The sequence below is a fragment of the Methylobacterium sp. C25 genome (assembly GCF_021352225.1).
Lineage (GTDB): Bacteria > Pseudomonadota > Alphaproteobacteria > Rhizobiales > Beijerinckiaceae > Methylobacterium.
This window is the reverse complement of record NZ_JAAUVI010000008.1, coordinates 125,749-144,194: the sequence shown is the minus strand read 5'-3', so window position 1 is coordinate 144,194 and position 18,446 is coordinate 125,749. Positions and strand designations below refer to the sequence as shown.

The window sequence follows — 18,446 nt, the reverse complement described above, 5'->3', positions numbered from 1 at the left end:
CTTGCGCGGCCGATCAGGTCTGCGGAGGGGCTCGAAGCCTCAGCTCGTGCGGCGATCGACCGATTGCGCCGGCGCAGCGGTCGGCTCGGCCTGATGCGGAATGGTGCGGACCGGCTCGACCGGGGTGGAGGTCGATTTGGGCGCCTCGTCGTCCTCGGCCATGCCCTTCTTGAAGGCCTTGATGCCCTTGGCGACGTCGCCCATCAACTCGGAGACCTTGCCGCGGCCGAACAGCATCATGACGATCACCGCCACGACGATCCAGTGCCAGATACTCAAGCTGCCCATGGCGCATATCCCGCACCGCGCCGCTGCCGACGCGATGCTTGTCCTGTTCGAAGAGTTGGCGCCAACCTAGGGATCGGCCCGTGCGAACACAAGTTCGCTCGTGCGGTCCGGCGGTTACAAATCGCTGTTGAAGCGCCGTCTCGCGGCGTCAGGCCGCGGCGGCGAGACCCGCCTCGAATCGGCTGCGCGCCTCGGCCACGTCGAACGCGTCCTTATGCGCGGAAAGCCGGGCCAGGGCAGCCTGCGCCCGCTCCAGGGACTTCCCGGCGAGAACGGGCGTCCCCTCGACCACGCTGCGCATCTGCCGTGCCTGGCCGTTGCAGTGAAGCGCGACGTCGATGCCGGCCGTAAAGGCGGCTTCTGCCCGCTTGCGGTAGGAGCCCTTGAGCGCCTTCATCGAGAGGTCGTCGGTCATCAGCAGTCCGTCGAATCCGATCGTCTCGCGGATGATGTCTTCGACGATGATGCGCGACAGCGTCGCCGGCTTCTTCGGGTCGAGATGCGGGTAGACCACGTGTGCGCTCATCGCGAGCGGCATGTCGGCGAGCGCCTGGAAGGGACGGAAGTCGGTCGCCTCGAGACTGGCGCGGTCGGCATCGACCACAGGGAGCTGCATGTGGCTGTCGCTGGTGGCGCGGCCATGCCCGGGAATGTGCTTGATCACCGGCAGCACGCCGCCGGCCATCAGGCCTTCCGCCACGGCGCGACCGATCTCGGCGACCGAGACGGCGTCATGGGCATAGGCCCGATCGCCGATGATCTCGTGAGTGCCCTCGACCGGCACGTCGAGCATCGGCGCGCAATCGATGTTGATGCCGACCTCAGCCAGATCGTGCGCCATCAGCCGCGCGCCGAGCCAGGCCATGGCCTTGGCCGAGCCGTTGAGCCGGCCGAAGCGGGCGCCCGCCGGATATTTCGGCCAGAACGGCGGTCCCATGCGCTGCACGCGGCCGCCTTCCTGGTCGATCAGCACCGGCGCGTCGGCACGGCCGACGGTCTCGCGCAAAGCCGCGGTCAGGGCGCGCACCTCGTCGGGCGTGCCGATGTTGCGTTTGAACAGGATGAAGCCCCACGGCTGCGCGTCGCGGAAGAACGCGACCTCGCGCGCCGTGAGCGTCTTGCCGGAACAGCCGAGGATCAGAGCACGGCAGGTCATGACTTGCGGGAGATCCTGAGCCTTGGAACGGCCGAAGTGTCGAATCGTCAACGATAACAATTGAGAATTGGCTTCACTCTGAGTCGTCGCAAGACGAAACCGACCGGAAGCGCTCACGCTGCCGATCGGTGTGGCTTTCGAGAATCAGGTGATGAGAGCCGAAATCGCGCCGCTCAGTTCTTCGATACGAAGCACTGGCCGCCGGCGCCCTTGAGCTCCGTGCAGAGGCTCGTCGCGTCATTCTTGGCCAGAGGCCCGACGCGGACGCGGTAGATCGACTTGCCGCCGACCTCGGCCTGCTGGATCAGTTCGGGCTTGCCCGAGAGCTGGCTGAACTTGCCCTGCATCTGGCGGAAGGCCGCGCGAGCGTCGCTCTCGCTGGCGCGCACGCCGATCTGGACCGAGAAGCCGCCAACGGAGGCGGTCGACGGGGTCGCCTTCGGAGCAGCGGCAGGCGCTGCGTCAGTGGAGGAGGTGGTCTCGGGCGCGACCGAGGCGACGCGCTGCGGCGCCTTGTGGGCCGGCGGGGCGGGCGGCGCCGCTGGCTCGGCTGCGGGCATAGCAGGGGTCGCGCCGGAGGCGTCGGCCGTCTGCACCGGCTTCGAGGCGAGACTGCGTGTCACGCTGCGCGGCTGGGCTGCCGGCGTCTGCGACGGAGTGCTGGGCGAAGCATCCGGCATCATCATGGTCGGGATCGGAGAGGCCGGTCCGGCATCGGCTGAGGCGACGCGCTGGGGCTGCTGCTGTTGGGGCTGGCCCTGAGCCTGGGCCTGCGAGGCGGCGGTCACCGGCGTGTCCGGCTTCACAGACACGGTCCGCACGCGGCGTGGCTCGCCGAGCGAATCGGTCAGCAGAGCCGTGTTGCCCGGCGTCGTGCCGGTCGCGCCGTTGCCGCTTGCCGCGCGCGCGGCCTGGGCCACGTCGAGGGGCTGCTCCTCGCGGTTGACGACCTTGATCTGGCCGTCCTTGGCGTTGCGCTCGTAGATCTGCTTCTTCTGGTCTGGGATCTCGAGCCCGTCGGCCGTCGGCGGGGCGATCTTGAGGGGGGTCTTGTCGGCGAGAACGGTCACAGGCTCGCCGTTGGAGCCGTGCGAGCGCAGCAGCTTCATGCCGAGCGCGCCGGTCACGCAAAGGGTGAGCACGCCGATTCCGGCTCCGACCTGCACGAGCCGACGGCTCGGCCGCTTGCTGGCGGGAGCGCGGTAGCCGGCGCCCGAATCGTCGAAGGCGGCCGGGTCCTGCTGGTCGCCGCGCATTTCGTCGGCATATGCGCCCTGCTCGACGCTGGCGAGATAGTGGTCGAAGGCGTCGGCGGGAGAATTCTGTGCAGTGGCCTCGGGCTGGCCAGGGCCGTTTTCGAAGAATGACGGTTCGATCCGGCCGCCCGCGGACCGAGCGGCAGCCTGATCACCGCGCGAGGCGAGAAGGGCACGGAAAGGATCGTCCTGGCCGACGATGCGCGCGAGCTCGGCGAGCGGGTCGGCCCGCGACGGCGACGGGGCCGCCGCTTCGGTGCTGGCGAGAGACGTCTGACGCAAATCACGCTCGAACGCGTCGAAATCGATCGCCGCTCGCGGAGCGTTCGTCGTCATTGTCGCTTCCTTTCCAACCCGGCCAGCTCACCGCATTTCGTCCGGTGCGGTGACACCCAGAACCGCAAGCCCAGAGGCCAGGACGCCTCCGAGGGCTTCCACGAGGGCCAAGCGGGCACGAGTGGATTTTCGGTCGGTTGGATTAACAATCCGTAATTGCGGCAAGTCTTTGCCCTTATTCCAAAAACTATGCAGCGAACTCGCGGTTTCATAGAGATGGAAGGCAATTCGATGTGGTTCGTGTGCAACGGCTGCTGATTCCAGCACACGCGGGTACTGCGCGATCAGCCGCATCATCTCGATCTCGCCGGGATCGGTGAGGATCGAGAAGTCGGCATCGGCCGCCAGTGCGGCCTTGGACAGATCCTCGTTCGGGAAAGCCTCAAGCGCCTGACGCCGCACGGAAAAACAGCGGGCGTGGCCGTACTGGACGTAGAAGACCGGATTGTCCTTGGACTTCTCGACCACCTTGGCGAGGTCGAAATCCAGCGTCGCGTCGTTCTTCCGGTAGAGCATCATGAAGCGAATCGCGTCACGGCCGACTTCGTCGATCACCTCGCGGAGAGTGACAAACTCGCCGGCGCGCTTCGACATCTTCACAGGCTCGCCGTTCCGCAGAAGCCGCACGAGCTGGCACAACTTTACGTCGAGCACGGCTTGGCCGTCGCTGACGGCCTTCACTGCCGCCTGCATGCGTTTCACGTAGCCGCCATGGTCGGCGCCGAGCACGTCGATCAGTTCCGAGGCGCCGGCCAGCCACTTCTCGCGGTGATAGGCGATGTCGGAGGCGAAGTAGGTGAAGCTGCCATCGGACTTGAGCAGCGGGCGGTCGACGTCGTCGCCGAACTGGGTGGCCCGGAACAGTGTCTGCTCGCGGTCCTCCCAATCCTCCGGGAGCTGCCCCTTCGGCGGCGGCAACCGGCCCTCGTAGACGAGGCCCTTCGAGCGAAGCTCGTCGAGCAACTCGGCGACCTTGCCGCCATTCGCGCCCTGCAGCGTGCGCTCGGAGAAGAAGACATCGTGGCGGATGCCAATGGCAGCGAGATCTTCGCGGATCATCGCCATCATTGCCTGGATCGCCGCCTCGCGGACGATCGGCAGCCATTCTTGCTCGGGCATGTCGAGCAGGTCGCGGCCGTGCTCGTGGCTGAGCTGCAGGCCGACGGGTTTCAGATAGTCGCCCGGATACAGGCCCTCGGGGATCGCGCCGATCTCCTCGCCGAGCGCCTCGCGGTAGCGCAGGTAGGCGGAGCGGGCGAGCACGTCGACCTGCGCGCCGGCATCGTTGATGTAATATTCCCGCGTCACCTTGCGGCCGGCGGCGACGAGCAGGTTGGCGAGCGCATCACCGAACACAGCGCCGCGTCCATGGCCGACATGCATCGGGCCGGTCGGGTTGGCCGAGACGTACTCGATGTTCACCGGGCCACCCGGCAGTCTGGCGCGGCCGAATTCGGCGTCGCTGAGCGCGGTACGCACCACGTCGTGGAAGACGTCCGGGACCAGCCGGAGGTTGATAAAGCCGGGGCCGGCGACGCTCGCCTCGGTGACGCGCGGATCACTCCGCAATTCCTCGGCCAGAGCCTCGCCCAACGCCTTCGGGTTGGCCTTGGCTTCCTTGGCGAGCACCAGAGCGGCGTTGGTGGCGAGATCGCCGTGGGAGGGATCGCGCGGCGGCTCGACCACGACGCGGGAAAAGTCCAATCCCTCCGGCAGCTTGCCGGATCGAACCAGGGCTTCGAGGGCCTCGCGCACGCGCGCCTCGAACTGGGCGAAGATGTTCATGAAATCGATGTCCGCTGGTGCAGCCGTTTTCTGGCCGCCTGTCTCAGCGCGGCGGCATAGCAACGTGCGTCCGGGGTGTCACGGAGAACGGCTGGCCTCGGTCTCGTCCCGTCCGGGTACCAGCAGTTTCGTCAGGCCTTCGCGCCAGTTGTCGGGAAGCGGCACCGGCCGCCGGCTCTCCCGATCGACGTAGACGTGGACGAAGTGCCCCTGTGCGGAGGCCTCGGTCTCGTCGCCGCGAAAGATGCCGATTTCGTAGCGCACGCTCGACCGGCCGAGATGCGCCACCCGCAGGCCTGCCTCGACCCGGTCGGGAAAGGCGATCGGCGCGAAGTATCGGCAGCCGGTCTCGACGACGAGGCCGATGACGGGGCCGGTCTCGAAGTCGAGAAGGCCCGTCTCGACGTGATAGCCGGCCACGACCGTGTCGAAGAATGAGTAATACACGACGTTGTTGACGTGGCCGTAGACGTCGTTGTCCCCCCAACGCGTCGCGATTGGTCGGAAATGGGCGAAGTCGGCACGCGTTGCCTGGGCCGGACGGTCCTGACCACTCATGATCTGCAGCCTCCGCAATTCATCATGACGTCGCTTCGTGGGGGATGAGTCGGCATCTCAGTAGAGCGCCGCATTGAAGATGGACGTTGCCGATAGCCCTGATCGGGCCGGGCAATCTGGTCGATCCCGGGAGTTTTCGATGAAGGCACTTCTTGTTGCGGGCGCGGCGCTCGCTGCTCTGACCCTGATTCCGGCGAGCGCCGAAGCAGGCGGGTTCGGACGTGGCGGCTACGGTCACGGTGGTTATGGACGCGGTGGCTTCGGCGGCCATCATGGCGGGTTCGCTGGGTATCGCGGCGGCTTCGCGGGCCATCGCGGCTTCTACGGCGGTCGTGGATACGGTCGTGGCTACGGCTACGGTCGCGGCCTCGGCTACGGTCTCGCCGGCGCCGGGCTCGGCCTGGGTCTCGGCCTCGCCACGGCCGGCGCCTATGGCGGCTACGGCTACGGTGGCTATGGCGGATACGGCTATGGCTCGTCCTACGGTTACGGCGGCTACGCTCCGACCAGCTACGGCTACGGTGGTGGCTGCGGCTACAGCTACGTGCCGAGCGTGAGCTACGGCGGCTGCGGCCATTGCGGCTACAGCTACGCCTATCGCTCGCCCTGCGGTTACTGAATCAGGCATCGGGGCGGACTTGGTCCGCCCCGAACCCCTCAAGACTCCGCCAGCGGCAAGCCGCGGGTCGCCGGGCGCCAGTGCAGGCTCGGCGTCGTCGCATAGAACTTTCCGTGCTCCAGGACGGCATAGGTGTCGGTCATCCCGGCGATGTAGTCGGCGACGCGGCGCGCCCGCCGGCCGTCATCCGCTCCATCGAGACCGGCATGCCACTCGGCCGGCATCCGGCGCGGATCGGCAATGAAGGCGGCGAACAGATCGGCGACGATGGCACTGGCCTTCTCGCGCACCGCCATGACATCGGGATTGCGGTACATCCTGGCGAACAGGAACGCCTTGATCTCGGCATCCGCCGCCACGATCCGGTCGGAGAAGGCGACCACCGGCGCCTGCGCCCCCCGGATCTCGTCGACGCTGCGCGGGTCGAGCGCCGCCAGCCGCCGCTCGCTCTCGCCGATCAGGTCCTCGACAAAACGCGTGATGATCCGCCGCGCCAGTTCGTGAATCGCCCGTGCGCTTTCGAGGCCCGGATGGCGGGACTCGATCTCGTCGAGCAGTGCGGCCAGGAACGGGACCGTGCGCAGGTCTTCGAGCTCGAACAGACCCGCCCGCAGGCCATCGTCGAGATCGTGCGCATCGTAGGCGATGTCGTCGGCGAGCGCCGCCGCCTGCGCCTCGGCGCCCGCATACCGTGCGAGTTCGAGATCGTTCAGGGCATTGTATTCGAGGATCGCCACCGGAATGCCGGCCCGGCGGTAGCGCGGCGTCGGCTGACCACCCTGTTCGAGCAGCGGGCCGTTATGCTTGACCAGCCCCTCGAGGGTCTCCCAGCTCAGGTTGAGTCCATCGAACTCGGCGTAGCGCCGCTCCAGACGGGTAACGATGCGCAGCGCCTGGGCGTTGTGATCGAAGCCGCCGAAATCGGCCATACAGGCGCCGAGCGCGTCTTCGCCGGTATGCCCGAAACAGGTATGGCCGAGGTCGTGCGAAAGGGCGAGCGCCTCGGCGAGATCCTCGTCGAGGCCTAGCGCCCGGGCCAGGGCGCGGGCGATCTGGCTGACCTCCAGCGTGTGCGTGAGCCGGGTGCGGTAATGGTCACCCTCGTGATGCACGAAGACTTGCGTCTTGTGCTTGAGGCGCCGGAAGGCGCTCGAATGGATGATGCGGTCGCGGTCGCGCTGAAAGTCGCTGCGCGTTGGCGAGGACGGTTCGGGGATCAGCCGCCCGCGCGTCGCGGCCGGATCGGTGGCGTAGGCCGCCCTCCAGCGTTCGCCCGGCCGTCGTGTCGTCGATGTGTCCTGCACCACGTCCTGCACCGCCCCCATGCCGCGCTGCGTTGCGGTGTGTCGGCCTACCCCATATCTTGTCCATAGGTCTCGTCCGACAATCGCACAGCGCGGTCGCACGGGATCGAGCAACGAAGCCGAGCTCGCCATGGCCGACATCCAGCTGACTGCCCGCGCCGCCAAGCGCATCAACGAGATCATGAGCCAGGAGCCGCCCGGCAGCTCGCTGCGCATCAGCGTGAATGGCGGTGGCTGCTCGGGCTTCTCCTACGCATTCGACATCGAGCAGGTCCGCACCGAGGAAGACCTCGTGATCGAGAAGGACGGCGCCACCGTTCTCGTCGACCCGGTCTCCATCGAATACATGGGCGGCTCGGTGATCGATTTCGCCAACGATCTCATCGGCCAGTCCTTCAAGATCGAAAACCCTCAGGCGACCTCGTCCTGTGGGTGCGGGACGTCGTTCTCGCTCTGATCGCCCGGACGGCGACCACTCCGTCATTCCGGTCTGCCGCGGTGCTCGAGGATGACGATATGGCGAGCTGGGCTTTGCCGTGTCATCGGCGCAATTGCCTGCTCTAGCGTTCTGCGGCAGTGCATGGTGCCCGTGAGAGCGGGCCGCGATGGACTGCATGTTCCTCGCGATCCAGCTTTCCGGACCACGCCATGATTTCATCCTCCGGTCGCCGCGGCCTCAGGCAGGCGGTGCTCGCGTCGGTCTGCAGTCTCGCCGTGCTTTGCGCGGTGCCGACAGCCGGACCGGTCCGCGCCCAGGAGGCGGCGTCCGCGGTACAGGACGTGGCGCTGCAGGACGTCGTGCTGAGCTTCGGCAGCACGCGGGTGATCGCTCCGCAGATGACGGCGAGTGGCACGCGCCTCTCGAAGGATGAGCTGCTGGCGATCCTCGCGGCCGACGGCAAGGAGCCATGGGCGGCGCGCCTCGCCCGGCTCGATGCCGGCAGCCTCGCCATCCCTGAACTGCGTATCGAGCAGACCACCGGCGGGATGCGGCAATCCGCGACCTATCGCGACGTCGTCGCCCGCGGCGTCCATGCCGGCCGCATCGCCGAGCTGACCTCGTCCGGCGCGGCCATTTCCGTGGCCGGCGCCATGGACGGCAAGTCCGCCAACGGCGACGGAACCTACGGGAAGCTCCGGGCCGAGGATGTCGATCTCGCCGCGCTCGCCCGCCTCTCCACCGAGCCGGGCGACGGCAAGGGGCCGTGGCAGCGGCTCTACGCCGCCTTCTCCATCGAGAGCATCGCCTTCAAGGACGAGCGCGGCACACAGGTCAGCTTCGCCCGTCTCGCCGGGCGCGATTTCTCCGGCCGCCAGGTCCCCACCACGTGGAGTGGCGCCTTCGATGCCTTCAAGGGCCTCGATCTCACCACCAGCGATGCGAATGCACGCGCGAAGGCCGCGGCCAACGCGGCGGACCTGATCGAGGCCGTTTCGGTCGGCAGCGTCGAGGCGACCGGATTGCGGGTGCAGGAGACCAAGGCCGACAAGCCGCTCGACCTGACCATCGACCGTCTCGCCTACGCTGCGGCGGGCCCGGAGGCCGGGATCTCGCTGAGCGGCATCGGCTTCGCCGGCACCGGTACGCGTTCGACCATCGCCAAGCTGTCGCTGAGCGGCTTCTCGCTGGAGCCGACCATCGCCACCTTGCGCCGGCTGTCGAAGCCCGGCGCGACGGCGACCGTGACGGACGCCGACATGCGCCGCCTGACCCCGCTGATCGGCACGCTGCTGCTCTCCGGGCTGAGCGTCGATGTCCCGAGCGACCAGGCCCCCGGCAAGGCGCCCTCGCCCGCCGATCCCCTCGCCAAGTCGGGTAACGGCACGGTTCATGTCGGCCTGCGGGATGCCAGTATGACCTTCGGACCGCCGAAGGACGGCGTGCCGACGGCAAGCCGGCTGTCGCTCTCGGGTCTGACCATGCCGGCCTCGGCCGTGTCGGGTTTCCCCGTCCTCAGCTCGCTCGGCCTTTACGGCTATCGCGACCTCGACCTGAACATCGTGGCCGATTCCGCCTGGGACGAGAGCGCGAAGGAACTGGCTCTGCGCGAGGTCTCGGTCTCGGGCAAGGATATGGGCACGCTGCACCTCAACGCCACGCTCGGAGGGATCGGCCCGGAGATCTTCGACCCGGATGCGGCCACCTCCGGTTTCGCCATGCTTTCGGCCACCGCCAAGACCCTCGACATCAAGGTCGAGAATGGCGGGCTCTACGACCGCTTCATCGACGCGACGTCCAAGTCGCTCAGCCTGAAGCCGGACGAGCTGCGCAAGGAATACGTCACCGCTTGCCTGATCGGTATCCCGGTGATCCTCGGCAACTCGCCGGCCGCCAAGACGATCGGCGCCGCCATGGGCAAATTCGCCGCCAAACCCGGCACGCTGTCGATCAGCGCCAAGGCGAAGGGCGATGCCGGCCTCGGTGTCGTCGATTTCAGCACGGCGACGAGCCCCGGCGCCGTGCTCGACAAGCTCGAGGTGAACGCCTCGGCGGAGTGAGGCGCCCCGTCAGGTGCGCTGGAGCGCCGTCTTCACCTTCTCCGGCGTGAACGGGACCGAGCGCAGGCGCAGACCGATGGCGTCGTAGACGGCGTTGGAGATGGCCGCCGGGATCACGGCGGCCGAGGGCTCTCCAGCGCCCCAGGGCTTTTCGCGGGGGCGGTCGATCAGCTCCATCACGATCTCCGGCACCTCCGGGAAGGTCAGGATCGGGTAGCTCGCCCAGTCGGTGCTCGTCACCCGTGAGCGGTCGAACATCACCTCTTCCTTGAGCACGCGGCTCACGGTTTGGATGACGTTGCCCTCGATCTGGTTGCGCACGCCGTCCGGGTTGATGATCTGCCCGCAATCCTGGACCACGAAGACCCGCTTGGCACGGATCATTCCGGAGCTGCGCTCGACCTCGACCTCGGCCAAAGCCGCGACATAGGTCCGGTAGAGTTCGTACTTCACGTAGGAGAGCCCGCGGCCGGTCTGCACGCCGCCTCCCGCCTCCCTGCCATCGCCCTTGGGCGAAGGCCGGCTCTCCCATTTCGCGAGGGTGGCCAGCCGCTTGAGGACCTCGATCCCGCGCGGATCGTTCATCGATCGCAGCCGATATTCCAGCGGGTCGATGCCGGCCGCTGCGGCGCATTCGTCGACGAACGCCTCGTTGGCGAAGGTGTTCTGCATGCGTCCCGGCGTCCGGATCCAGGAGGGCCGCAACGGCGTCGTGGCGAGGCGACGGCAGACCGTCTTCACGTTCGGGAAGCCGTAGGGGATCGCCGAGTTATGGACGATATTGCCTGGCGCGAGCGCCGTCTCGTGCGGCAGGCCGGCGAGGGTCGCCGCCACCAGCGGCACGCTGCCAGCGGCTCCCATGGGGATGTGGAATTGCGAGGACCAGGCCGTCACTGCGCCCTTGTCGTCGAGTCCCGCCGCGAGATCGATCAGCGTCGGTGGTCCCTTGGGGTCCCAGCCATGCTCGTCGGCGCGCGACCACTGGACTCTCACCGGCTTGCCGACGGCACGGGCGAGGATCGCCGCGTCGCCGGCCGCGTCCTCGTGGCCGTTTCGGCCGTAGCAGCCCGAGCCTTCGACATAGATGCAGCGCACTTTTTCCGGCGGCAGCGAGAACATCGCCGAGAGCTGCGTGCGCAGGGCGTGGGTCATCTGCGAGGCGGTCCACACGGTGAGCGCGTCGCCTTCCGGCTGCGCCACCGCGCAGGATGGGCCGATCGAGCCATGGGTATGGATTGCGAAGTCGTAGGTCGCCTTCAGTTTCCGCGCGGCATTGGCCATGGCGCCGTCCGCGTCCCCGACATTGGAGGTGATGTCTTCCTTCACCACCGGTGTGGCGCGGACATGCTCCCAGAGCTGGCTCTGCTCCGGCAACGTCTCGGCCTTGGACCAGGTCGCCGAGAGTTTCTCCGCAGCCTTGATCGCGGCCCATTCGCTGGTGGTGACGACGCCCAGAAAGTCGCCTTCGCGCACGACTTTCACGAGGCCGGGAATGCCGGCGACCGAGGCTTCGTCGACGCTCGTCAACCGCGCCTCGATGGCCGGCGGCCTGATCACGCGCCCGTGCAGCATGCCGGGCAGCGTCACGTCCTGCATGTAGGTGAAGCTGGCGTAGATCTTGGCTGGGATGTCGAGGCGCGCCACCGGCTTGCCGACGAAACTGAACGCGTCGGGGTTCTTGCTCGGCGCGTCCTTGTCGAGCTTCAGCGAGAAATGGCCGTCCTTGAGCAGGTCGGCATAGGCGATCCCCTCGCCGCCGGCGGCAGGGATCACGCGACCGTCCCTGGTGGCGAGCGTATCGGTTGGCGTTCCGAGTCGTTCGGAAGCGAGCTGAAGCAACTGCCGCCGTGCGGTCGCCGCCGCGGCGCGGATCTGCGTGCCACCGTTCTGGATCGAGAGGCTGCCATAGGTCGGCCCCTGGTCCGGGGTCAGGGCGGTGTCGCCCTGGATCACGCGCACACGGGCGAGCGGCAGGTCGAGCTCGTCGGCCGCCATCTGGGTCAGCGCAGTCCGGACACCGGTGCCGAGATCGACCTTGCCCGAATAGACGATGGCCGAGCCGTCGCGCTCCAGGGAAAGATAGCTGTCGACCTGGTCGAGTGCGACCGGCTTCGAGGGAGCGGTGCCCGAGGCGGCCGCGACGGGAAGCGCGCGGCTCAGCGAGAAGCCGACGACGATGGCGCCGCCCTGCAGGAGGCTGCGGCGGGAGAATTGGGTGGCAGGCATGATCCCCTCCCCGCTCACAGGCTGGCCGCGGCGCGCTGGACGGCGCGCACGATCCGGGCATGGGTGCCGCATCGACAGAGATTGCCGGCGAGCGCCTGACGGATCTCGGCCTCGCTCGGTTTCTGCTTGTCCTTCAGGAAAGCCGCCGAGGTCATGATCATCCCGTTGATGCAGTAGCCGCACTGCGCGGCCTGCTCCTCGACGAAGGCCGCCTGGACCGGGTGCGGCGCCTCCGGCGTACCGAGGCCTTCGAGCGTGACTATCTTCGCGTCGGGCTTGAGCGAGGAGAGCGGGATCACGCAGGAGCGCACGGCCTGCCCATCGATGTGGACCGTGCAGGCCCCGCACTGACCGAGCCCGCAGCCGAAGCGTGGCCCGTGCAGACCGAATTCGTTTCGCAGCACGTAGAGGAGCGGCGTTTCGGGATCCTCCGGGCTCACGCTGTGCGAGCGGCCGTTGATGGTCAGCGAACGGGATTCGCCCATGCTCTCCTCCGTCTGATCAGAATTATTCTTGATTCAGATTGGAAGTCTGGACCGATCCCCGCTGCCGTCAAGCGTGCTGACGGCGCTCTTCTCTCGGCACCGGCAGCCTATGGAGGCGAGACCGTGCCGGTGCTCTCGAACTCCGCGACGTCGCCGACGAGGTCGGTGATCGAGATGTCGATCCGCTTTCCGTTCTTGAGGCGCAGCGTCGAGTCGGGGATCAGCCAGATCGGCATCAGGTTGGCGTGGCTGCCCGTCAGCGTGCCAGTAGCGACGATAGCCCCCTCGCGCCGTTCGATCACGACGCGGTACCGCACGCGAACGGCCTCGATCCCTTCCGCCGAGACATGGCCGCGTCCGGTCAGGGTGTGCAGGACTTCGTTCGGCTCGAACATGAAGGGCGATGGGCACCGGGATGTTTCGGCAAGCACTTTGCCGCTTAATCCCGAGTTAGGGTAGCCCCATCGTCATTGCTATGGCGCAGTATTGCGAAAGGCGCGCACCGCGCCTCGCGGGCGGGTTCCTCAGCCCAGTTCGCGCACGACGACGCGGCCGTGCTCCGTCGAGAGCGCCAGACGGCCTGTCTTGAGCGCCAGCGCCTTTTCGCCGAACAGGCTGCGGCGCCAGCCCTGAAGCACCGGCACATCGGCGTGGTCGTCATCCGCGATCGCTTCGAGATCGTCTACGGTGGCGATGATCTTCGGGGCGATGCCCTCCGCCTCCGCTACGGCCTTGAGCAGCACCTTGAGCAGTTCCACGACGGCGGCGTTGCCCCCGCGCGAGCGTCCGCGCTCCGGAAGCTTGATATCGGCAGTCTCGCGCGCGAAGCCCCGCTCGACTGCGGCGAGAATGTCGGTGCCAGTGCGCGAGCGTTCGAACCCGCTCGGAATCGTGCGCAGGCGGCCGAGCGCCTCGACGCTGCGCGGCGCCGAAGAGGCGATGTCGATCACCGCCTCGTCCTTGAGGATGCGCCCGCGCGGCACGTTGCGGGTCTGCGCCTCGCGCTCGCGCCAGGCCGCGACCTCCATCAGCACCGCGATCTCGCGCGGCTTGCGCATCCGTCCCGAGAGGCGGCGCCAGGCCTGGGCCGGATCGGCCCGGTAGGTGTCGGGCGAGGTCAGCACCGCCATCTCGTCGTCGAGCCAGGCGCCGCGATCGGTCTCGATGAGTTGCTTGGCCAGCGCCTCGTAGACCTTCACGAGATGCGTCACGTCCGAGAGCGCGTAGGTGAGCTGGGCATCCGAGAGCGGCCGGCGCGACCAATCCGTGAAGCGCGAGGACTTGTCGATCTTCGCCTTGGCGAGGTCGTTGACGAGCTGCTCGTAGGAGACGCTGTCGCCGTAGCCGCAGACCATGGCCGCGACCTGGGTGTCGAAGAAGGGGTGCGGCAGCAACTCGCCCATCAGCCAGATGATCTCGAGATCCTGGCGGGCCGAGTGGAAGACCTTCACCACGCTCTCATCGGCCATCAGGTCGACGAAGGGCTTCAGGTCCAGATCCTTGGCGAGCGGGTCGACCAGCGCCGCGAAGCCGTCCGGCGCTGCCATCTGGATGAGGCAGAGCTTCGGATAATAGGTCGTCTCGCGCATGAACTCCGTGTCGACGGTGACGAAGGGTTGCGCGGCGAAGCGGGTACAGGCGTCGGCGAGTTCCGACGTGGTCGAGATCAGGTCCATCCCCGATGGCTATATCGAAGGTTCCGGCCTCTTGCGAGGCGAAGTCCGCCAATACGAGGTGGACGTCTGGCGGGGCGGATGCGTCTTGGCCAAGCTCTGCGCCTTGACTTGCCCGGCACCGCGTGAATGGTGCCGGCCTTCATTCCCAAGAGCCCGTCATGCACCGTTACCGTTCGCACACCTGCGGGGCGCTTCGCCCGTCCGATGTCGGGCAGACCACGCGTCTGTCGGGCTGGTGCCATCGCATCCGCGACCATGGCGGCGTGCTGTTCATCGATCTGCGCGACCATTACGGCCTAACGCAGTGCGTGGTGGATTCCGATTCCAAGGCGTTCAAGCTGGCCGAGACCGTGCGTTCGGAATGGGTGATCCGTCTCGACGGCCGCGTGCGCACGCGCCCCGCCGGCACCGAGAATGCCGAGCTGCCGACCGGCGCCATCGAGGTCTATATCGACGATATCGAGGTGCTCGGCCCCGCCGGCGAGCTGCCGCTGCCGGTCTTCGGTGACCAGGAATACCCCGAAGAGACCCGCCTCGCCTATCGCTTCCTCGACCTGCGCCGCGAGAAGCTTCACGCCAACATCATGAAGCGCGGCGCGATCATCGACTCCTTGCGCCGCCGCATGCGCGAGAGCGGCTTCTTCGAGTTCCAGACGCCGATCCTGACGGCCTCCTCGCCGGAAGGCGCGCGCGACTTCCTGGTGCCCTCGCGCCTGCATCCCGGCAAGTTCTACGCGCTGCCGCAGGCCCCGCAGCAGTTCAAGCAGCTCACGATGATCGCGGGCTTCGACCGCTACTTCCAGATCGCGCCCTGCTTCCGCGACGAGGACCCGCGCGCCGACCGTCTGCCCGGCGAGTTCTACCAGCTCGACGTCGAGATGAGCTTCGTCACGGAGCAGGACGTCTACGCGACGATGGAGCCGGTCGTCCGCGACATGTTCGTGGAATTCGCCGAGGGCAAGCCCGTCACGCAGACCTTCCCGCGCATCCCCTATGCCGAGGCGATGCTGAAATACGGCTCGGACAAGCCGGACCTGCGCAACCCGCTGATCATTGCCGACGTGTCGGACGAGTTCGCCCGCGACGAGGTCGAGTTCAAGGCGTTCAAGGGCGTGATCAAGTCCGGCGGTGTCGTGCGCGCGATCCCGGCAACGGGTGCCGCCGGCCAGCCGCGCTCGTTCTTCGACAAGCTGAACGACTGGGCCCGCTCCGAGGGTGCGCCGGGCCTCGGCTACGTCGTGTTTGAGGACGAGGGCGGCACGCTCACCGGCAAGGGCCCGATCGCGAAGTTCATCCCTGCAGAGGTCCAGGCGATCATCGCCGAGAAGGCCGGCGTGAAGGCCGGCGACGCGGTGTTTTTCTCGGCCGGTACCGAGGGCAAGGCGGCCGCGCTCGCCGGCAAGGCGCGCAACCGCATCGCCGACGAGCTCGGCCTCGTCGACCGCGACCGCTATGCGTTCTGCTGGATCACCGACTTCCCGATGTACGAGTGGAACGAGGACGAGAAGAAGGTCGACTTCTCGCACAACCCGTTCTCGGGCCCGAACGTGAGCCACGAAGAGTTCCTGGCGCTCGACCCGGCCGACACCGAGGCGGTGTTGAAGCTCAAGGCCGTGCAGTACGACATGGTCTGCAACGGCTACGAGGTCGCCTCCGGCTCGATCCGTAACCACCGCCCCGACGCGATGGTGAAGGCCTTCGAGATCGCCGGCTACGGCGAGGCGGATGTCCATGCCCGCTTCGGCGGCATGTACCGCGCCTTCCAGTACGGCGCGCCGCCGCACGGCGGCATGGCGGCCGGCATCGACCGGCTGGTGATGCTGCTCGTCGGCGCGATCAACCTGCGCGAGGTGACGCTGTTCCCGATGAACCAGCGGGCCGAGGATCTGCTGCTCGGTGCGCCGTCGGAGGCCACGCCGAAGCAGCTGCGCGAGCTCCATATCCGGCTGAACCTGCCCGAGAAGAAGGCCTGAGGGCTGGGCGGCGGCGGGCACGGCGTGACCCTTACCGCCATCGTCGTCACGCATGACAGCGCCGAGGTGCTGCCGGATTGCCTCGCGGCCCTGGCACGCGAGCAGATCCCGGCCATTGTCGTCGACAATGCCAGCCGCGACGCCACGGTCCGGGTCGCCGAGGCGTCTGGCGCCCGTGTGCTGCGCAACGCGCGTAACGAGGGCTACGGCCGGGCCAACAATCGCGGCGTGCGGGCGGCGGAGGGGGCGAGCCACGTCGTCATCCTCAACCCCGACCTGATCCTGCAGCCCGGAGCCGCGCGCGCCCTGATGGCGGCGGTCGCGGCCTACCCCGATGCCGGCCTGTTCTCGCCGCGCATCATGGAGGCCGACGGGCGCTTCTTCTTCCAGCCGCGCTCGCTGCTCTCGCCCTATCTCCACAATCCCAGGGGCATCCGCTCCCTGCCCGAGGGGGATGCCTGCGCGCCCTTTCTGATGGGCGCCTGTCTGATGGCCGAGCGCGCCTTCTTTCTCGAGTTCGGAGGCTTCGATCCGAACATCTTCCTGTTCTTCGAGGACGACGATCTCTGCCGGCGGGTTGCGGATGCTGGCCGGGCGCTCATCCACGTCCACGACGCGGTGGCTTTGCACGGCCGCGGAAAATCCTCGTCGCCGGAGCCGGGGCGCGTCTTCCGCACGCGCTGGCACCAGGCGTGGTCGCGCGCCTACGTCTCCCGCAAATACGGGCTGCCCGATCCGAACCTGAGGATGCTCGCGATGAACGCGCCGAAGGCCGCGCTCTCGGCTCTCCTCCTGCGGCGCTCGGGAATGGAACGCTATGGCGGCTCGGCGGCCGGAGCATTGGCCGCAATGCGTGGGCAAGCCGCCCTCGCTCGGGAAGGCCTCACGCGGGACGAGCCGTCATGAGTCCCACGCCGACCCTCGCCGAGGCGTTGGCGCGCCCGCACAACGCCTTCTCGATTCTGCGCCTCGCCCTGGCCGTGGCCGTGGTGGTTTCTCATGCCTTCAGCCTTTCGACCGGGCGGCTCGGAGACGAGCCGCTGTTCGGCCTGACCGGCTTCACCCTCGGCGAGCACGCGGTGAACGGCTTCTTTGCCGTGTCCGGCTTCCTCGTCACGATGAGCCTCGATCGCCGGGCCCTGCGCGACTACGCGCTCGCTCGCACGCTGCGTATCCTGCCTGGCCTCGTCGCGGCGACGCTCGTCGTCTCTCTGGCACTCGGCGCGGCGCTGACCCGCTTGCCGCTCGCCGAGTATTACGGCTCGCCGGATCTCTGGCGGCTCATTCTGCGCACGCTTACGAGCTTCAAGAGCCATGCGAGCCTGCCCGGCGTGTTCGAGGACAACCCGATCCGCAGCCCGCTCGGCACCGTCTGGACCCTGAAATACGAGACGCTCTGCTATCTTGGCGTTTTTCTGGCCGGAGCGCTGAGGCTTCTGCGCTGGCGTTGGCTGGCCTTCACTCTGGTCGCAGGCCTGTCCGTCTCGCTGATCGCTGTCGCGGCCGTGAACCCGGTCATGCCCAAGGGCGTCGAGACGGCCCTGCGGCTGCCGCTGATCTTCGCCGGAGGCGCCGCGCTCTACCTCTGGCGTGATCGGATCCGGCTCTCAGCCTGGCCGCTCCTGGGTCTCGCCCTGGCGGTGCTGCTCCGGGAAACGCTGCTCTATCGCACCGTCCTGTTCCTGGCCGAATGCTACGCGGCGATCTGGGTCGCCGTCGCGCCTGCGCTCGCGCGCCCTGCCCTCGACCTGCCGGCCGACCTCTCTTACGGAGTCTATCTCTACGGCTGGCCGATCCAGCAGACACTCTACACGCTCTGGCCTCACACCTCGCTGCCGGTGCTGCTGGCGGCCTCGCTCGTGCTTTCGCTCGCCGTCGCTGCCGTGTCCTGGTACGCGATCGAGAAGCCTGCCCTGAGGCTGAAGGCGCGCGCCATGGGGCGGCGCGCCATCGGCACCATCGAGCCGGCGGGGCCGTGAGCGGGCTCCCGTCTCCTGCGGCCATCGCCTTGGCCGTTCGGCTTCTGGAGGCCGAGGGCTTCGTCGTCACGGCGCGGAACGAGCGCGGCGACAGTGTGTACCTCTCGCCTCCGCGCGACACGTTTGCGCTCCGCGTCTCCAACCATGCCCGAACACCGAAGCAGCGCGCGAAGCATCCGGAGGTGCTGACCAGCCTCGTGCTCCACGGCTCGACGACGCCGGCCCAGATCGAGGCCATGGTGACGCGAAGCCTGCGGGTGTTCAGGATCGAGCGCGAGCGGCGCGCCAATGCGTCGGCGTGACGGG

The 18,446-nt window shown here is 67.8% G+C and carries 17 protein-coding genes; 7 read left to right on the top strand and 10 right to left on the bottom strand.

The window, feature by feature from the left end:
• Positions 1-39: 39 nt before the first annotated feature.
• The 5 genes from HCU64_RS18510 to HCU64_RS18490 all read right to left on the bottom strand — a co-directional run bounded on the left by HCU64_RS18510 (position 40) and on the right by HCU64_RS18490 (position 5,379).
• The gene (locus tag HCU64_RS18510) at positions 40-288 is read right to left on the bottom strand and encodes a twin-arginine translocase TatA/TatE family subunit (RefSeq protein WP_233385659.1); all 249 of its coding nucleotides are present in this window, start codon (positions 286-288) and stop codon (positions 40-42) included.
• A 148-nt stretch (positions 289-436) separates the two neighbouring features.
• Positions 437-1,444, bottom strand: coding sequence for a beta-N-acetylhexosaminidase (gene nagZ, locus HCU64_RS18505; RefSeq protein ID WP_233385658.1), 1,008 nt, complete (start codon positions 1,442-1,444; stop codon positions 437-439).
• Positions 1,445-1,617: 173 nt separating this feature from the next.
• Positions 1,618-3,036, bottom strand: coding sequence for an SPOR domain-containing protein (locus HCU64_RS18500; protein ID WP_233385657.1), 1,419 nt, complete (start codon positions 3,034-3,036; stop codon positions 1,618-1,620).
• Between the two features lie 27 nt (positions 3,037-3,063).
• Entirely contained in the window at positions 3,064-4,821 is a 1,758-nt protein-coding gene (gene argS / locus HCU64_RS18495; protein ID WP_233385655.1) for an arginine--tRNA ligase, read from the bottom strand.
• Positions 4,822-4,899: 78 nt separating this feature from the next.
• A complete protein-coding gene (locus tag HCU64_RS18490) occupies positions 4,900-5,379 on the bottom strand; it encodes an acyl-CoA thioesterase (protein WP_233385653.1) in 480 nt (159 codons plus the stop codon).
• Positions 5,380-5,518: 139 nt separating this feature from the next.
• Between HCU64_RS18490 and HCU64_RS18485 the strand changes: the two genes are divergently transcribed.
• On the top strand, positions 5,519-5,998 hold the full coding sequence (locus HCU64_RS18485; RefSeq protein ID WP_233385651.1) for a hypothetical protein: 480 nt from the start codon (positions 5,519-5,521) through the stop codon (positions 5,996-5,998).
• A gap of 38 nt (positions 5,999-6,036) precedes the next feature.
• On the opposite strand, the gene HCU64_RS18480 is transcribed toward HCU64_RS18485, so the two are convergent.
• Positions 6,037-7,323, bottom strand: a complete 1,287-nt coding sequence (locus HCU64_RS18480; protein WP_233385649.1) for a deoxyguanosinetriphosphate triphosphohydrolase — start codon at positions 7,321-7,323, stop codon at positions 6,037-6,039.
• A 109-nt stretch (positions 7,324-7,432) separates the two neighbouring features.
• Between HCU64_RS18480 and erpA the strand changes: the two genes are divergently transcribed.
• Both erpA and HCU64_RS18470 read left to right on the top strand, forming a co-directional pair.
• A complete protein-coding gene (erpA, locus tag HCU64_RS18475) occupies positions 7,433-7,759 on the top strand; it encodes an iron-sulfur cluster insertion protein ErpA (RefSeq protein WP_233385647.1) in 327 nt (108 codons plus the stop codon).
• A gap of 191 nt (positions 7,760-7,950) precedes the next feature.
• Positions 7,951-9,801: a hypothetical protein gene (locus HCU64_RS18470; protein WP_233385646.1), complete on the top strand. Its 1,851-nt coding sequence runs from the start codon at positions 7,951-7,953 to the stop codon at positions 9,799-9,801.
• Positions 9,802-9,810: 9 nt separating this feature from the next.
• Here HCU64_RS18470 and HCU64_RS18465 read toward each other — a convergent pair whose 3' ends face one another.
• The 4 genes from HCU64_RS18465 to rnd all read right to left on the bottom strand — a co-directional run bounded on the left by HCU64_RS18465 (position 9,811) and on the right by rnd (position 14,188).
• Positions 9,811-12,027 carry a xanthine dehydrogenase family protein molybdopterin-binding subunit gene (locus HCU64_RS18465; protein ID WP_233385645.1) on the bottom strand — a complete coding sequence of 739 codons (2,217 nt, stop codon included), beginning with the start codon at positions 12,025-12,027 and terminating at the stop codon, positions 9,811-9,813.
• A gap of 14 nt (positions 12,028-12,041) precedes the next feature.
• Positions 12,042-12,512 (bottom strand): (2Fe-2S)-binding protein, encoded by a 471-nt coding sequence (locus HCU64_RS18460; protein ID WP_233385644.1) that lies wholly within the window; start codon positions 12,510-12,512, stop codon positions 12,042-12,044.
• A 107-nt stretch (positions 12,513-12,619) separates the two neighbouring features.
• Positions 12,620-12,907: a hypothetical protein gene (locus tag HCU64_RS18455; RefSeq protein ID WP_233385643.1), complete on the bottom strand. Its 288-nt coding sequence runs from the start codon at positions 12,905-12,907 to the stop codon at positions 12,620-12,622.
• Between the two features lie 129 nt (positions 12,908-13,036).
• The gene (gene rnd, locus HCU64_RS18450; RefSeq protein WP_233385642.1) at positions 13,037-14,188 is read right to left on the bottom strand and encodes a ribonuclease D; all 1,152 of its coding nucleotides are present in this window, start codon (positions 14,186-14,188) and stop codon (positions 13,037-13,039) included.
• A gap of 158 nt (positions 14,189-14,346) precedes the next feature.
• Between rnd and aspS the strand changes: the two genes are divergently transcribed.
• The 4 genes from aspS to HCU64_RS18430 are packed head-to-tail and all read left to right on the top strand — an operon-like array spanning position 14,347 to position 18,442.
• Positions 14,347-16,161: an aspartate--tRNA ligase gene (aspS, locus tag HCU64_RS18445; RefSeq protein WP_233385640.1), complete on the top strand. Its 1,815-nt coding sequence runs from the start codon at positions 14,347-14,349 to the stop codon at positions 16,159-16,161.
• Between the two features lie 3 nt (positions 16,162-16,164).
• Positions 16,165-17,067: a glycosyltransferase family 2 protein gene (locus HCU64_RS18440; protein WP_442785984.1), complete on the top strand. Its 903-nt coding sequence runs from the start codon at positions 16,165-16,167 to the stop codon at positions 17,065-17,067.
• Positions 17,064-18,140 carry an acyltransferase family protein gene (locus HCU64_RS18435; protein ID WP_233385638.1) on the top strand — a complete coding sequence of 359 codons (1,077 nt, stop codon included), beginning with the start codon at positions 17,064-17,066 and terminating at the stop codon, positions 18,138-18,140. The genes HCU64_RS18440 and HCU64_RS18435 overlap by 4 nt, the downstream gene beginning before the upstream one ends.
• Entirely contained in the window at positions 18,137-18,442 is a 306-nt protein-coding gene (locus HCU64_RS18430; RefSeq protein WP_233385637.1) for a hypothetical protein, read from the top strand. Before HCU64_RS18435 ends, HCU64_RS18430 begins: the two co-directional genes overlap by 4 nt.
• The last annotated feature ends 4 nt before the right edge of the window (positions 18,443-18,446 follow it).

Excerpts from the sequence above, each read along its gene's own strand:
- HCU64_RS18510 (WP_233385659.1), bottom strand. The coding sequence starts at position 288 with ATGGGCAGCTTGAGTATCTGGCACTGGATCGTCGTGGCGGTGATCGTC.
- nagZ (WP_233385658.1), bottom strand. The coding sequence starts at position 1,444 with ATGACCTGCCGTGCTCTGATCCTCGGCTGTTCCGGCAAGACGCTCACG.
- HCU64_RS18500 (WP_233385657.1), bottom strand. The coding sequence starts at position 3,036 with ATGACGACGAACGCTCCGCGAGCGGCGATCGATTTCGACGCGTTCGAG.
- argS (WP_233385655.1), bottom strand. The coding sequence starts at position 4,821 with ATGAACATCTTCGCCCAGTTCGAGGCGCGCGTGCGCGAGGCCCTCGAA.
- HCU64_RS18490 (WP_233385653.1), bottom strand. The coding sequence starts at position 5,379 with ATGAGTGGTCAGGACCGTCCGGCCCAGGCAACGCGTGCCGACTTCGCC.
- HCU64_RS18485 (WP_233385651.1), top strand. The coding sequence starts at position 5,519 with ATGAAGGCACTTCTTGTTGCGGGCGCGGCGCTCGCTGCTCTGACCCTG.
- HCU64_RS18480 (WP_233385649.1), bottom strand. The coding sequence starts at position 7,323 with ATGGGGGCGGTGCAGGACGTGGTGCAGGACACATCGACGACACGACGG.
- erpA (WP_233385647.1), top strand. The coding sequence starts at position 7,433 with ATGGCCGACATCCAGCTGACTGCCCGCGCCGCCAAGCGCATCAACGAG.
- HCU64_RS18470 (WP_233385646.1), top strand. The coding sequence starts at position 7,951 with ATGATTTCATCCTCCGGTCGCCGCGGCCTCAGGCAGGCGGTGCTCGCG.
- HCU64_RS18465 (WP_233385645.1), bottom strand. The coding sequence starts at position 12,027 with ATGCCTGCCACCCAATTCTCCCGCCGCAGCCTCCTGCAGGGCGGCGCC.
- HCU64_RS18460 (WP_233385644.1), bottom strand. The coding sequence starts at position 12,512 with ATGGGCGAATCCCGTTCGCTGACCATCAACGGCCGCTCGCACAGCGTG.
- HCU64_RS18455 (WP_233385643.1), bottom strand. The coding sequence starts at position 12,907 with ATGTTCGAGCCGAACGAAGTCCTGCACACCCTGACCGGACGCGGCCAT.
- rnd (WP_233385642.1), bottom strand. The coding sequence starts at position 14,188 with ATGGACCTGATCTCGACCACGTCGGAACTCGCCGACGCCTGTACCCGC.
- aspS (WP_233385640.1), top strand. The coding sequence starts at position 14,347 with ATGCACCGTTACCGTTCGCACACCTGCGGGGCGCTTCGCCCGTCCGAT.
- HCU64_RS18435 (WP_233385638.1), top strand. The coding sequence starts at position 17,064 with ATGAGTCCCACGCCGACCCTCGCCGAGGCGTTGGCGCGCCCGCACAAC.